At 45.0% G+C, this 278-nt stretch carries 1 pseudogene; it reads left to right on the top strand.

The features are described from left to right. Positions 1-278: pseudogene (locus tag CWB77_RS18235) on the top strand (cbb3-type cytochrome c oxidase subunit I); the annotation flags it as partial.

Below are 278 nucleotides of genomic sequence, written 5' to 3'. Positions count from 1 at the left end.
ATCGCATTTATTTGGCTGTTTACTTTAGGTGGGTTTTCGGGATTGATGTTGGCGATCACACGTGCTGATTTTCAATCCGACGACACCTACTTTGTAGTTAGCACACTTCCATTATGTGCTGGTGACGGGCGCGGGATTTTCTATTATGGCGGGGGCTTATTATTGGTGGCCAAAATGGGGCGGATATATGTGGAATATTACTTTGGCATTATGGCATTTTTGGTGGTCCTTGGGATGGGGAAATGTGCTGTGTTTCCCAATGCATTTTGGGGGTTTAT

The sequence above is a fragment of the Pseudoalteromonas sp. S1610 genome, from assembly GCF_005887465.1.
Lineage (GTDB): Bacteria > Pseudomonadota > Gammaproteobacteria > Enterobacterales > Alteromonadaceae > Pseudoalteromonas > Pseudoalteromonas undina.
The sequence above is the reverse complement of the archived record's forward strand: the minus strand, read 5'-3'. Positions and strand labels throughout refer to the sequence as shown.